Genomic DNA, 14,488 nt, shown 5'->3' with positions numbered 1-14,488 from the left:
ATTCTATAATAAAAAGTATTAGGTTTGGGCAGGGGCCCGCCACAGCTTGCAGGTCAACCGTTGCCACCGGCTGCCACTGCCCAACAAGGAGGCACTGCCATGAAATCCACATTCCATCGCTTGGCCCTGCTGGCTGCAGGTGCCATGCTGTGTTCTGGCTGTGCCAGTGCCACCACCGGCGTAGAGGAAATGCTGCGGGCACCCCAGCTGACCGGCCCCCAAAGCCAGCTGCAAAAAGCCCTTAACAGCTATCTGGGCGAAGCCCCCCAGCTGAAATATCCCTCCCAGGGCGAAACTCTTTCGCCCTTTGTGTTTGGGGATTGGAACGGAGATGGCCAGCTGGACGCAGCAGCCCTGTATACTACCCAGACCGGAGGGCAGAATGTACATCTGGCCATTCTGGAACAAATCAATGGCAGCTGGCAGGTCACGCAGGAGAGGACAGGGCTTTCCACAGCGGTGGAAAGTGTGGATACCGCCGCCATGCACGCAGAGGGCGGTATGCAGCTGCTGGTGGGCTATGGGGCAGCCAGCGGCGAAAAGTATCTGGCCGTATACGCCTACCAGGACGAAGTCATTACCGAGGTGCTGGAACAGCCTTATTCCCAGTATGAGGTGCAGGATATTACCGGCAGCGGTATGAAGGATTTGATTTTGATGGGGCCGGAAACAGGGGAAGGCCTTACCGTTCAGCTGCTCACCACGGTGGAGGGCCAGTTTATTCAGGCGCAGGAGCTGCACATTGGCAAGGAGTACTTTACCAGCTGTGATGGAATGTATGTAAGCAAAGCGGCCGATGGCAGCTATCAGCTGGTGCTGGATGGCCGCACAGGCACCGCAGGCAACCTGGCCAGCATGGTGCTGCAATACGACCGGGTGGAGCAGCAATTTTCTGCCTATACTCCCACAGACGGAACCTTTATTTACACAGACAGCCAGCGGTACTCCAACCTGCTGCGCAGCCGGGACATCAACGGAGATGGTTCGGTGGAGATTCCCCACGAATTGCAGAACCAAACCGGCCTGCTCATGCCCAGCCGGCTTACTTTTTTAGGCTGGATGGATTATAGTGCGCCGGGTTCGCCCCAAAAAAGCTTTGGAGTGGCAGACCTGGAATACGGTTATTATCTGGCCCTGCCGGACAGCTGGCAGGGGCAGGTTATGGTAGCGGATGGAACCCAGCCGGGCAGCTGGCAGGTGTACAGCCTGGATGGGCAGGTGCCGTATCTGGAAGTGAGGGTGGTTAGCCCCGGCACTGCGGATGAAGGCTACCGCCGGCTGGGCAATCTTGGCGCCCAGCAGGTACAGGTGAAGATATTGCAGGAGCAGCAGGATGCAGAAAAAGAGCAGGATGCTCACGAGCCAACCCAGCAGCCCTTGCTGGAGTATGGCAATTGGCTGCAAACTATGGCCCAAGGGTTTATTGTGTTGTAATGTACAGGCTGCGGATGGAACCCCGCCAGCGGCAAGCTGATTTTTGCAAAGGAGGAGATGCAGATGCGCAAAGTATTGGTTGTGGAGGATGAGGAGAGCATTCGGGAATTGATTGCCCTCAACCTTCGGATGGAAGGCTACCAGGTGCAGGAGGCAGGCAGTGCAGAGCGTGCGCTCACCCTGCTGGCAGGGCCCGAAACATTTGATGCAGCAGTGCTGGATGTAATGCTGCCGGGAATGAATGGTTTTTCCTTGTGTGAGGCCATTCGCAAGCAGGATAATGGCATAGGCATTATTATACTGAGTGCCAAAAGCATGGAGCAGGACAAGATACGGGGGCTTTCCATCGGTGCGGACGATTACATGACCAAGCCCTTTAGTATTTCCGAGCTGTTGGCCCGGATTGAAGCATTGTGCCGCCGGGTAAGCCGCAGCGGAGCGGCTGCATCGCCCCAGCAGGATGCCATGCGCCTTACCAGTGGCCGCTTTGTGCTGGACCAGCGCAGCCGGGTGCTGTACAAGGATGACCAGCCCATTGACCTGACCCAGGTGGAGTTTCAGATTATGGAGCTGTTTTTTAAAAATGCCCACACAGCTCTGGTGCGAGAAAAAATTCTGGAGGGAGTTTGGGGCGAGAATTACTACGGTGATGTAAAGATTGTGGATGTAAACATCCGCCGCCTCCGCATGAAAATTGAGGACGAGCCTTCCAACCCCAAACACATTTTAACCGTGTGGGGCTATGGCTACCGCTGGAACGGATAAGGGGCTCCCCGGCCCCCAGGGAGAGGAGCCTGTTTTTTGAACAGCATTACCAAACGATGGCTGCGCAGCAGCCTGCTCACCACCTTTTTGCTGGTGACAACGGCCTTGAGCCTTTACATTTACACAAGCTATACTTCCTACTATGGTGCGGTGGAGCAGGCTATGCTCAGCCGCATTTCCAGTATGGAGGGGCAGCTGAAAATTACCACAGGCCAAAGCACCCGTCAAACCAGCCAAAAACGCAGCCAACTGCTGCGGCGGATGGTGGAGCAGTTTGACGAAAAAGAAAAATTTGAATTTATGCTCATGGATGAGCAGGGCCAGGTAATAGCGGCTTCTTCCGGTGCGCTGGTGCAGTACGACCAGCCCCCCCAGGACTTTACCCAGGCGTTTGAGTCCACCATGGGGGCGGGCAAGGCGGTGTACACCAGCCCGGCGGGCGAGCGGATTATAGCCATTACGGTGCTCACACCCTATGCCGCCGAGGATATTGCAGGTCTGCGCATGGTTACCAGCATGACCCTTGTGGACGAAATGCTGGTGCAGCGCACCTTTTTAGCCCTTGGCCTGGGCGCAGCCGTATTGCTGGTAAGTGCCTGGAGCGGTGTGTTTTTTATCCGCTCCATTGTAAAGCCGCTGCAAGAGGTGGAACAAGCCGCCGAGGCCATTGCAAAGGGGGATTTGTCGGTGCGGCTGCCCCAAAGCGAGCGGCAAGACGAGATTTCCCGCCTGTGCCAAACCATCAATCAGATGGCGCAGGACCTTTCTAAAACCGAGCGGCTGCAAAATGAATTTATTTCTTCGGTCAGTCACGAACTGCGCACCCCCCTTACCAGCATCCGTGGTTGGGTGGAAACCGTGGCGCAGATACGGGACCCGGATAACGAAAGCTACCGCAAGGGCCTGTCCATCATTGGCCGTGAAACCGACCGACTGTATGATATGGTGGAGGAACTGTTGAGCTTTTCCCGGCTGCAAAGTGGGGTCAAGCTGGAGTGTGAAGCACTGGATTTGGTGGCGGAACTCACCGATGCAGTGCTGTTTATGGAGCCACGCATCCACGCCGAGGGACTGCGCCTTTCTTACGAGGAGCCGGAACTGCCCCTCCCCATCTGGGCGGATGCCCGGCGGCTGCGGCAGGTATTTGTGAATGTGCTGGACAACGCAGTAAAATATTCGCCCCCAGGGGGCACCATTACCCTGGATTTGCTGCAGGATGGGGACAGTGTGTATGTGCTGGTGAAGGACCAGGGCCGGGGCATTGCACCGGAGGACCTGGAGCATGTAAAGATGAAGTTCTTTAAAGGCAAAGGGGCTGTGCGTGGCAGCGGCATCGGCCTTGCCATTGTGGATGAGGTGATGACGGCACTGGACGGCTCGGTGGATATCGCCTCCCAGCAGGGCAAAGGGACCACCGTCACCCTGCGGCTGCCCTTGCATCACACCGGGCTGTGGGAACAAATGGCCAACAATGAGCTGCAACAACCCTGACGCAAGCTTGCAATAAAGGAGCAAACGGCATGAAACAACAAGTAAAGGAACGATTCAAAACCAGCGTGGGCGGCCAGGCCCTGATGGAAGGCATAATGATGCGTGGCCCCAAAACCATCTGCGTGGCAGTGCGCAAGCCGGACGGCACCATTGATTTGAGCACCGAGCCGGTGAAAACGCACCGCTGGCAGAAGCTGCCCTTCATCCGGGGTGCAGTGGCTATGATTGAAAATCTGATTTTGGGGTATCGGTTTTTGATGCACTCGGCGGAACTGAGCCTGAGCGAAGAGCAACAGGAGGAACCCGGCAAGCTGGAGCAGTGGATTAGCAAGCATACCGGCCCCAAGATTCAGAATCTGCTGCTGAGCCTGGCCGCTGTGGTGGGTGGTATGATGGCCATTGTGCTGTTTATGATTCTGCCAACCGCTTTGGTAGGCGGGCTTAACCATTTTGTGCCGCTGGGCTGGGGCAAGGTGCTGCTGGAAGGCGTACTTAAAATTGCCCTGTTTGTGGTGTATTTGTATTTGTGCACACGCATGAAGGAAATCCGGCGGATGTTTCAGTACCACGGCGCCGAGCACAAAACCATTGCCTGTTACGAAGCAGGCCAGTCCCTGACGGTGGAGCATATACGCAAGCACAGCCGATTTCACCCTCGCTGCGGCACCAGTTTTATGATTCTGGTGCTGATTGTGAGCATTTTGCTGTTCAGCGTGCTGCCCTGGAGCAGCACCGGTTTGCGGGTGGTGCTCAAGCTGCTGCTGCTGCCACTGGTTATGGGCATCAGCTATGAATTGATTAAGATTGCAGGCCGCTACAACAACCTGTGCACCCGCATCATCAGTGCGCCGGGGTTGTGGCTCCAGCGGCTTACCACCTTTGAGCCGGATGACTCCATGATTGAGGTGGCCATTGCAGCCATTACGCCGGTACTGCCCCAGCGGCCGGAGGAAAGCTTATGGTGATTTCTCCCATTCCTCGCCAGGCACTGCACCAGGTTCGTGCATTTTTGCAGCAGGCTGGTGTGGAGGATGCTGCCTTTGATGCCGCCTGCCTGATGGAATTTGTGGCAGGAAGCCAATGGCGCTGGGCGGTGGATGCCCTGGACTCTCAGCAGCAGGAGCAGTTGGCCAAGCTGGCCCAGCGCCGGGCGGAACGCTACCCCCTGCAATACCTGCTGGGCAGCTGGAGCTTTTTGGATTTTAATTTGAAGGTGGGGCCTGGGGTGCTGATTCCCCGGCCGGAAACCGAACTGCTTTGCCAGCTGGGGGCTCAGGCGCTGGAACAGGTAAGCCACCCCCAGGTACTGGATTTATGTGCCGGCAGCGGATGTGTAGGACTGGGCATCAAACGGCTGGTGCCGGATGCTCAGGTGCGCTGCCTGGAAAAAAGTGAACAGGCGCTGGAGTATCTTCGGTACAACGCCAGCCACGCCCTGCCGGAGGGGGAAGTGGAGGTTTGCCAGGGGGATGTATTCACCTGGCAGCAGCAGATTGCGGCCCATTCGGTGGATTTAATCGTGAGCAACCCCCCGTACATCAGCCACCAGGAGATGGCCCAGCTGGAGCCGGAACTGGCCCATGAACCCAACATGGCACTGGAGGCCCCTGCAGAGGGACTGGCCTTTTATCAGCATATTGTACCGGCATACCGGCACTGCCTGAAGCCGGGCGGCTGGCTCATGGTGGAATTGGGATGGAAGCAGGGCCCTGCCGTGCAAAATCTTTTTGAGCAGGCAGGCTACCAGCAGGTGAAAATTTGCCAGGATGAGGGCCAGCGGGACCGTGTGGTTCTGGGACAGGTACCTTGTACCGGTTAATATATCCTATAAAACGGACTTTAAAACAGGAATCTACAACTTGCGGTTGTAAATTCCTGTTTTGTTGTGTATAATAAGGAGCAGAACTGAAAAACAAACCTCGTCTGCAAGAGGAACGCAAATATCCCCATCTGCCTTTGGCAAAGGCCAGCAATGGGGCGAATAAAACCAAGCAGCAAAACAGCAAAGGAGCAAAAAAGCAATGGCAGATAAAAAACCTATTCCCAGCCCCACCAAAAAGGTAGCTGGCGATAAAAAGGATGCACTGGAAACCGCACTGGCGCAAATCGAAAAGCAGTTTGGCAAAGGCGCCGTTATGAAGCTGGGCAGCAATGTGGCGATGCAGGTGGATTCCATCTCCACTGGCAGCCTTTCTCTGGACCTGGCACTGGGCGTGGGCGGTATGCCCCGTGGCCGTGTGATTGAGGTGTACGGTCCCGAATCCAGCGGTAAAACCACCCTGGCCCTGCATGTTCTGGCCGAAGCCCAGAAAGCAGGCGGCGAGGTAGCGTTTATCGATGTTGAGCACGCCCTGGACCCTGTGTATGCCCGTGCCCTGGGTGTGGACATTGACAGCCTGCTGGTGAGCCAGCCGGATACCGGTGAACAGGCCCTGGAAATTTGTGAGGCCCTGGTGCGCTCCGGCGCCATTGATGCCATCGTCATCGACTCGGTGGCAGCCATGGTGCCCCGTGCCGAAATCGAAGGCGAAATGGGCGACTCCCATGTGGGTCTTCAGGCTCGTTTGATGAGCCAGGCACTGCGTAAGCTTACCGGTGTTATTGGCAAAACCAACACGGTGGCCATCTTTATCAACCAGCTGCGTGAGAAGGTGGGTGTCTCCTACGGCAACCCGGAAGTTACCGCAGGCGGCCGTGCTCTGAAATACTATTCCTCTGTGCGCATTGATGTGCGCCGCATCGAAGGCTTGAAGGACTCCAGCGGTTCCTTCATTGGCAACCGCACCCGCGCCAAGGTTGTTAAAAACAAGGTGGCACCTCCCTTTAAGGAAGCAGAGTTTGACATCATGTTTGGCGAAGGCATCAGCAAGACCGGCGAAATTCTGGATCTGGCTGTTACCCTGGGCATTGTGCAAAAGAGCGGTGCATGGTTCAGCTATGGGGAGACCCGCCTGGGCCAGGGCCGTGACAATGTGAAAATTTATTTCAAAGAACACCTCGAACTGATGGCAGAAATCGAGGAGCTGGTGCGCCAGAATGCCGATAAGCTGGTGAAGAACGGCAAAAAGGCCAAAGGGTCTATCACTCCGGTTGTAACGGCCGCTCCGGCTGCGGAAGAAAAAGAGCAGGAGAAGGCTCTGCCCGATCTGAGTGAGGCGGATCTGGACATTATGGTAGAGGACTGAGTACATGCTGTTTGAACAGGAGCAGGCAGAGTACCGCCAGGCACTGAACAAGGCCATGGAGTACCTTTCCCTGCGGGACCATTCCAGCGGAGAGCTGTACCAGAAGGTGCGAGCCAAGCTGGAAAATGACCAGGCAGCAGCGGCGGCAGTGGCACGCTGTGTGGAGCTGGGCATGCTGGATGACCAGGCCTTTGCCCGGCGCAGGGCAGAGTACCTGCTGGCCCGCAGCAAAAGCCCGGCACAGATTCGCAGCCACCTGGTGGAAAAAGGCGTAGACCGCTGCCTTGCACAGCAGGTGGTGGAGGAACTTGTGGACCAGCAGGATATCTCCGAAACCGTTTACCAGCTGCTGCAAAAAAGCTACCGGCGCAAGCTGGAACAGGGCAAACACCAGAATGTAATGGCGGCCATGGCCCGCAGAGGTTTTTCCATGGGGGTAGTGCGCCAGGCTCTGGAACGCTGGCAGCAGGAGCAGGAATACTGTCAGGAGGAGTTCTGCTGGCCGGAGGAATGGTAACCCAAGGGGAATGCTTCTGACAGCAGAACCCCGGTGTGCAGCCTTGGGCTGGCGGAGCGGCTGCAATTTAGCGCTGCTTTTGCTGGACTTTTGGCCCAAAGCCATGATAGAATAAAAAGGCGAGGGAGCCCGTGCCAAGGCAGGGGACCCCTCGCCTTTCGTCCGGTTTTGCCCCACGCAAGCAAAGCCGGAACCGACAGTGCACAGCTGCACGCTGTGGGCACTGGATACTTTGCAATAAAATATAAGGAGACTATACCATTGAAAATTGCAATCATTTCCCTGGGCTGCCCCAAAAATCAGGTGGATGCGGATGTTATGTGCCACGGCCTTATCACAGCCGGGCACACTACCACTGCGGACCTGAACCAGGCGGATGTTATTTTTGTAAACACCTGCGGCTTTATCGAAAGCGCCAAGGCCGAAGCCATTGAAAACATCCTGGAGGCTTGCTCTTACAAACAGAACAATCCCAATCTGAAGGTGATTGTCACCGGCTGCCTGGCCCAGCGCTACAAGGAAGAAATCCGCAAGGAAATCCCCGAAGTGGATGCGGTCATTGGCATTGGCTCCAACAATGCCATGCCCTCTATTCTGGAGCGGCTCTGCGGCACTGCGGAGGATCAAAACCGGGAATACTATGGCCCCCGCACGGACTTGCCCCTGGGCGGCAAGCGGGTAATTTCCACCCCCGGCCATTATGCTTACCTGAAAATCGCAGAAGGCTGCAACAACGGCTGCTACTACTGCGCCATTCCGCTGATTCGTGGCCCGCTGCGCAGCCGTCCCCTCAACGACTGTGTGGCCGAGGCCCGCTGGCTGGCAGGGGAGGGCGTTAAGGAGCTGATTCTGGTAGCCCAGGACCCCACTGCCTACGGCGATGACTGGGGCGAGAACAGCATCTGCAAGCTGCTGGACGAACTGAACAAGGTGGAAGGCATTGAGTGGATTCGGCTGCTGTATGCCTACCCCGAACGCATTACCGACGAATTCATCCAGGCTATGGTGCGCAACGAAAAGGTAGTGCCCTATCTGGATTTGCCCATTCAGCACTGCAACAGCCGCATTCTGAAAGCCATGAACCGTAAGGGTGACCGCCAGGTGGTGGAAAGCGCCATCCAGCGGCTGCGTGCTGCCATGCCGGATATTACCCTGCGCACCACCCTCATCACCGGCTACCCCGGCGAGACGGAGGAGGAGTTCCAGGAGCTTTGCCAGTTTGTAAAGGATACCGCCTTTGAGCGGCTGGGCTGCTTTGCATACAGCCCCGAGGAGGATACCGTGGCTGCCACCATGCCGGACCAGATTGAGGACGAGGAAAAGCAGCGCCGTGCCGACATCATTATGCAGGCACAGGCTCATATCAGTGCAGCCAAGCTGGAGCAGAAGGTGGGCCGCACCCTGCGGGTCATTTGTGATGGCATCGACGAGGAGAGCGGCCTGTACCTCTGCCGCAGTGTGGCCGATGCCCCGGAAATTGACGGCAATGTGTGCATTTCCAGCGAGGACCCCATGTACCCCGGCCAGTTCTATACCGTGTACATTGAGGAAAGCGATATGTACGACCTGTTTGGTTATGTTGTGGAGGATGCACAGGATGAATCTGCCCAATAAGCTTACCCTGCTGCGGATTGTGCTGGTACCGGTGTTCATGGTAATGGCCGGTATGGGCCAGTATGGCACCAGCAGCTACCAGTCGGCATGGTATCTGGCTGCGGCTGTGGTGTTTGCAGTGGCCAGTTTTACAGACTTTTTGGATGGCTATCTGGCCCGGAAATGGAACCTGGTGACCGACTTCGGCAAATTTGCCGACCCTCTGGCAGATAAGCTTCTAACCACCGTAGCATTTTTGTACATGATGCGGGACGGCGTGTGCAGTATCTGGGTGGTGGCCATTATCCTGGCACGGGAATTTGCGGTATCTGGTGTGCGGATGCTGGCAGCAGCCGACCATACCGTTATTGCCGCAAACATCTGGGGCAAGGTGAAAACCGTACTCCAGATGGTTACCATTCTGTTTTATTTCTTTGCGGCAGCTTTGTCTGGGCCTGCCGATATTATGGGAGTAGCCATTATCACACAGGTGCTGTGTTTGCTGGTGGCCGTGGTCACCCTTGCGTCCGGCGGCATTTATCTGTGGCAGAACCGCAGCTGCTTTATGCAGGCAAAATAAGCAGCGTTTTGCAGCTTACCCCAAGCAATAATTATCCGCTGCCAGCAGCCAGCCAGCTACTGTGCACGGTACATTCAAATTGCAAAAACAAATCACAAAACCCCTGTATCAGCCTTGTGTGCTGGTACAGGGGTTTTTTCTATGGCCTTTCAAAAATAAGGCAGACGGCCCAAAGAGCAGCATCCATAGCGGCAATCGTTTGCAGCTGGGCAAAACCAAATGCCCAACGCTGGATGCAGAAGATTACAAATGACGGCAGGAAAGGGCGTTGGAGGTAATATCCTTGTTGTGCATGGCGGTTTCCAAATCACGGCGGCAGAATTCGTTTACCAGCAGGTCCACCACAAACAGCATGGCCATCTTGGCAGAAATACTGCCGGATTGCAGGGGGCCTTCGTGCCCGCCGCACAGCAGCACCACATCTGCCATAGAGGCAGCCAGAGAGTCGGCATAATGGGTAATGAGAATCACCTTAGCGCCCCGTGCTTTGGCTGGGCGCAGCAGGTCCGCAGCGTCGGTGGTAGAGCCGGAGTAGGAAACAAACAGAACCACATCCTCCGGCCCCAGAAGGCTGGCAGTCATAATTTGCATATGCCCATCCACTACGGTGAAAAACTTGGGCGAAACCGTGATAAACCGCCCCCAAGCCTCATAAGCGGCAATCATGCTGCCGCCAAAGCCCACACAGAATACCCGGTTTGCAGCCGTAAGCAGGTCACCAGCCAGCCCCAGCTGAACCTCATCCACCAGCTCCAGCGTTTGGCGCAGAGCTTGCAGGTTGGAGTTAAAAAGCCGCTGGCACATATCCTTCATGCTGTCGCTTGCATGCAGCTTTCCGTAAGCAGAATAGGCGTTGGGGTGGGTTGTGATGGAGGATCTGGCCAGGGCCAATTTGAACTCGTTGTATCCGCCAAAGCCAAGGGATTTGCAAAAGCGAAAAATTGTAGCCTCTGCTACACCGCATTCCTTGGCCAGGCCGGAAATGGAAAGATACTGAGCGTTTGAGTGATGTTCTTGCAGATAATCTGCAATTTTTTTTGCGGAAGGGGTCATGGTGTTGTAATGGTTTTTGATTTGATAGAGCAAATCAGACATGGTAAGCCTCCAGAAAGTGCTAGGGTAAAGGAATAGAAAAAATATTTCATTTTTATTACAAAAGCAATTTGATTGTATTATTTTTGTAAAATAACTTCCATAAAATTGCTTTGTACAATTCACATATAGTATTATAATATAAAGTATAATTAGAAACAACTAAATATGAGTGAAAAATAGTTGTACAATTCCACCTAAGATTTAGGCAAATAATCGGTAGACTTACCGATTGAAAAATTTTTTCACTAGTGATAGGATTAAAGCATAGCAAAGGCCCATTGGTTCTTTGGGTGTTGGGCCTATACTAACAAGTTTTCATAAAATGAAGACAAAATTTAAGGAGGAGTTTCCCATGAAAAAAGCGTTAGCACTTGTAATGGCCGGCGCAATGGCACTGTCTCTCGCAGCTTGCGGCGGCGGTTCTACCAGCGGTTCCGCATCTACTTCCACCGCTGCTTCCGGCTCCACCGCAGGCACTGGCAGCAACACTGCTACCGGTTCCACCGAAATCACCCTGTGGACCTATCCCATTGGTTCCTGGAAGGATTCCGCTACTGTTGACGGCTTTATTGCAAAGTTCAACGAGAAGAATCCGGACATTAAAGTGAATGTGGAATACCTGGATTACACCAATGGCGACGACAAGGTGACCACTGCCATTGAGGCAAAGAACACTCCTGACATCATCTTTGAAGGTCCTGAGCGTCTGGTGTCCAACTGGGGTGCCAAGGGGCTGATGGTGGACCTGAGCGATTTGTGGACCAGCGAAGCAGAGGCTGACATTGCAGCCACCAGCCAGTCCATTGTAAATGCCTGCAAGGGTACCGATGGCAAGTACTACGAGTACCCCATGTGCATGACCGCTCACAACATGGCCATCAACTATGAAATGTTCGAGGAGGCCGGTGCTCTCCAGTACATCGACCAGGAGACCCGCACCTGGACCACCGAGAACTTTGAAAAAGCTTTGCAGGCCCTGAAGGACAGCGGCAAGGCAGCGGTTCCCGCCATTGTGTACTGCGGCGGCCAGGGTGGTGACCAGGGTACCCGTGCTCTGGTAAACAACCTGTACAGCGGCACCTACACCAATGCCGAGCACACTGCATACACTGCCAACAGCCCCGAAAACATCAAGGCTCTGGAGCTGCTGGTCAGCTTGCAGGATAAGGGCCTGGTAAACTTTGATGCTTCTGCTCAGGCTGCCGATGAATTGCAGATGTTTGCCAACGGCACTGCTGCTATGACCTTCTGCTGGAACGCTTCCAACGAAGCTACCTATGCAAGCCAGGTAAGCTTTACCCCCTACGCCATGAACTTCCCCACCGATGACGGCAAGGTGGAACTGTGCGGCGGTATCTGGGGCTTTGGTATCTTTGATAACGGCGACCAGGCTCGCATTGATGCAGCAAAGGAATTCATCCGTTTTGTATGTGATGATGCCCAGCAGGGCCCCGAAAGCGTAAAGGCTACCGGCTTCTTCCCCGTTCGTGCTTCCTTTGGCAATGTGTACGAAGGCACCGAGAATGCTGAGCGTATGGCTACCTTCCAGTCCTTCCTGCCCAACATGGGTGACTACTACAATGTAACCGGCGGCTGGACCGAGCAGCGTACCGCTTGGTGGAATATGCTGCAGCAGATTGGTACCGGTGCAGATGTGACCGAAGCTGCCAATAACTTTGTAAATACTGCAAACGCAGCCATTAAATAAGTGAACCTTGTACGCTAAGTACAATTGAAAGGGGGGCGCACTGCTCTTTTGCAGCAATGCAACAAGGGTAGTGCGCCTTTTAAAATCAAAGGAAGTAAATTTTTAACAGTTTAGTATCGACCCGGTTCGCTTTTGCCTGCGTAGCGGATAAGATATTGAGAGGAGAGGATCCATTTGACAGCATCTGCAACCAAAAAGCCTGCAAAAAGCCCCAGCAAACGCTCTGGACTTGGTGTTAGCCAAGCAGAAGCCCGCCGGGAAACCATTGCAGCGTACTTGTTTTTGCTGCCCTTCCTGATTGTGTTTGTAGGCTTTGTTCTGGTTCCTATGTTTATGTCTTTGTGGACCAGTTTCTTTGACTCCACCATGGCCCGCGAGGATGTGTTTGTTGGATTTGGCAACTACATTGCCATGTTCCAGGACGAAATTTTTTGGAAGGCCTTGGGCAACACCGCCCTCATTGTGGTGGTAGCAGTACCTACCGTTACCGCATTTTCTCTTTGGGTAGCATCGGCCATTTACAAAATGAAGGCCGCCAGCTGTTCCTTTTTCCGCTGCGTGTTCTACCTGCCAGTGGTAACCGGTACCGTTGCTGTTACCGTGGTGTGGAAATGGATGTTCAACAACTACTACGGCATTATCAACTATGTGGGCAAAACAACCGGCCTGCTGGATAACAATGTAAACTGGCTGGGCGATTCCAAAACCGCTATCTGGTGTATTATTTTGATTTTGTTTACCACCAGCATCGGCCAGCCGATTGTGCTTTATGTATCGGCTTTGGGCAATGTGGATGCAAGTCTGACCGAGGCAGCTCAGGTGGACGGCGCCACCCGTTTGCAGACCTTCTGGAAAATCATGTGGCCCCAAATCACCCCCACTACCCTGTACATTCTGGTGATTACCACCATCAACAGCTTCCAGTGCTTTGCTCTGATTCAGCTGCTTACCAGCGGTGGCCCCAACCACTCCACCGATACCATTATGTACTACATTTACTACACCGCCTTTAAGCTGTACCAGTATGGTTATGGCAATGCCATGGGCGTGGTGCTGGCAATCATTATCGCATTGCTTTCTGCCGTGCAGTTCAAGTTTGCCGGCAATAAGGACTAAGGAGGGCATTTACCATGAACAAAGGATTGAATAAAATGACCCCTTATAAGGCCTTTTCCGGCGTGATTCTGGCCATTCTCACCGTGTTTTTGGTGTTCCCGCTGTACTGGATTTTTACCGGCTCGGTAAAAACCGCAGCAGACATTAACACCACTACGCCCCAGTGGTTCCCCATTCATCCTACCCTGGATAACTACCAGCGCCTGTTTGAAAATCCTGCGCTGCTTTGGTTGTGGAACACTGTATTCATTGCAGTAATGGCATTGGCCCTTACCTGTATCACTTCGGCAATGGCGGGCTATGTACTGGCCAAAAAGAAGTTCTACGGCAGAGCTTTGATTTTTAGCCTGATTGTGTGTGCAATGGCACTGCCCAAGCAGGTAATCCTGATTCCTTTGCTGAAGGAAATGGCCGCACTGAACCTGCACGACACCCTTTGGGCAGTTATCCTGCCCACCGTTGGCTGGCCCTTTGGTGTGTTCCTGATGAAACAGTTCAGCGAAGGTATTCCCAATGAAATGCTGGAAGCCGCCCGCATTGACGGAGCAGGTGAGGTGCGCACCTTTGTGCAGATTATTCTGCCCATGGTTAAGCCTGGTATTGGTGCGCTGGCAATCTTTACCTTCATCACCGCCTGGAACGATTACTTCATGCAATTGATTATGCTGACCGAAAATACCAGCCTCACCATTTCCTTGGGCATTGCAAACCTGCAAGCAGAAATGGCCACAGACTTTGGTCTGATTATGGCTGGTGCAGCCGTGGCAGCAATCCCCATTCTGACAGTATTCCTGATGTTCCAGAAATACTTTACTCAGGGCATTACCATGGGTGCTGTGAAAGGCTAAATGGTTTAAAACCAGGCAGTTTTTCTGCCTGGTTCAGCTTGTAGAAAAACCTGCTTTGGCAATCAGACCAGAGCAGGTTTTTGGTTTGTAAACAAGAAGGAAGATGGAAAAAGCAGCGAAATGTTGGGCGTATTTTCGCGCAATCTGGACCGTTTG

The 14,488-nt window shown here is 54.1% G+C and carries 13 protein-coding genes; 12 read left to right on the top strand and 1 reads right to left on the bottom strand.

Going from position 1 to position 14,488, the window contains the following annotated elements:
- Nucleotides 1-99 precede the first annotated feature (99 nt).
- The 9 genes from ACH2EM_RS05665 to pgsA all read left to right on the top strand — a co-directional run bounded on the left by ACH2EM_RS05665 (nt 100) and on the right by pgsA (nt 9,565).
- Nucleotides 100-1,434, top strand: a complete 1,335-nt coding sequence (locus tag ACH2EM_RS05665) for a hypothetical protein (RefSeq protein ID WP_395151161.1) — start codon at nt 100-102, stop codon at nt 1,432-1,434.
- A gap of 63 nt (nt 1,435-1,497) precedes the next feature.
- Complete coding sequence (locus ACH2EM_RS05660) at nt 1,498-2,199, top strand: response regulator transcription factor (protein ID WP_395151160.1); 702 nt, start codon at nt 1,498-1,500, stop codon at nt 2,197-2,199.
- Nucleotides 2,200-2,235: 36 nt separating this feature from the next.
- Nucleotides 2,236-3,690 carry an ATP-binding protein gene (locus tag ACH2EM_RS05655; protein WP_395151159.1) on the top strand — a complete coding sequence of 485 codons (1,455 nt, stop codon included), beginning with the start codon at nt 2,236-2,238 and terminating at the stop codon, nt 3,688-3,690.
- Between the two features lie 29 nt (nt 3,691-3,719).
- Complete coding sequence (locus tag ACH2EM_RS05650; protein WP_395151158.1) at nt 3,720-4,655, top strand: DUF1385 domain-containing protein; 936 nt, start codon at nt 3,720-3,722, stop codon at nt 4,653-4,655.
- Nucleotides 4,649-5,509, top strand: coding sequence for a peptide chain release factor N(5)-glutamine methyltransferase (prmC, locus tag ACH2EM_RS05645; protein ID WP_395151157.1), 861 nt, complete (start codon nt 4,649-4,651; stop codon nt 5,507-5,509). The genes ACH2EM_RS05650 and prmC overlap by 7 nt, the downstream gene beginning before the upstream one ends.
- 202 nt (nt 5,510-5,711) lie before the next feature.
- Nucleotides 5,712-6,875 carry a recombinase RecA gene (gene recA / locus ACH2EM_RS05640; protein WP_395151156.1) on the top strand — a complete coding sequence of 388 codons (1,164 nt, stop codon included), beginning with the start codon at nt 5,712-5,714 and terminating at the stop codon, nt 6,873-6,875.
- Between the two features lie 4 nt (nt 6,876-6,879).
- A complete protein-coding gene (locus tag ACH2EM_RS05635; protein ID WP_395151155.1) occupies nt 6,880-7,392 on the top strand; it encodes a regulatory protein RecX in 513 nt (170 codons plus the stop codon).
- Nucleotides 7,393-7,653: 261 nt separating this feature from the next.
- A complete protein-coding gene (gene rimO, locus ACH2EM_RS05630; RefSeq protein ID WP_395151154.1) occupies nt 7,654-9,006 on the top strand; it encodes a 30S ribosomal protein S12 methylthiotransferase RimO in 1,353 nt (450 codons plus the stop codon).
- Nucleotides 8,990-9,565, top strand: a complete 576-nt coding sequence (gene pgsA / locus ACH2EM_RS05625) for a CDP-diacylglycerol--glycerol-3-phosphate 3-phosphatidyltransferase (RefSeq protein ID WP_395151153.1) — start codon at nt 8,990-8,992, stop codon at nt 9,563-9,565. The genes rimO and pgsA overlap by 17 nt, the downstream gene beginning before the upstream one ends.
- Before the next feature lie 243 nt (nt 9,566-9,808).
- Here the strand turns inward: pgsA and ACH2EM_RS05620 are convergent, their stop codons facing one another.
- Complete coding sequence (locus tag ACH2EM_RS05620; protein WP_395151152.1) at nt 9,809-10,660, bottom strand: MurR/RpiR family transcriptional regulator; 852 nt, start codon at nt 10,658-10,660, stop codon at nt 9,809-9,811.
- A 352-nt stretch (nt 10,661-11,012) separates the two neighbouring features.
- Between ACH2EM_RS05620 and ACH2EM_RS05615 the strand changes: the two genes are divergently transcribed.
- From ACH2EM_RS05615 to ACH2EM_RS05605, 3 genes are all read left to right on the top strand, one after another.
- Complete coding sequence (locus ACH2EM_RS05615; RefSeq protein ID WP_395151151.1) at nt 11,013-12,368, top strand: ABC transporter substrate-binding protein; 1,356 nt, start codon at nt 11,013-11,015, stop codon at nt 12,366-12,368.
- 174 nt (nt 12,369-12,542) lie between these two features.
- Complete coding sequence (locus ACH2EM_RS05610) at nt 12,543-13,484, top strand: carbohydrate ABC transporter permease (protein ID WP_395151150.1); 942 nt, start codon at nt 12,543-12,545, stop codon at nt 13,482-13,484.
- A 14-nt stretch (nt 13,485-13,498) separates the two neighbouring features.
- Nucleotides 13,499-14,332, top strand: coding sequence for a carbohydrate ABC transporter permease (locus ACH2EM_RS05605; RefSeq protein WP_395151149.1), 834 nt, complete (start codon nt 13,499-13,501; stop codon nt 14,330-14,332).
- Nucleotides 14,333-14,488: the final 156 nt, after the last annotated feature.

Source organism: uncultured Allofournierella sp., assembly GCA_944382705.1.
Classification (GTDB): domain Bacteria; phylum Bacillota; class Clostridia; order Oscillospirales; family Ruminococcaceae; genus Allofournierella.
This window is presented reverse-complemented; position numbering and strand designations above follow the sequence as displayed.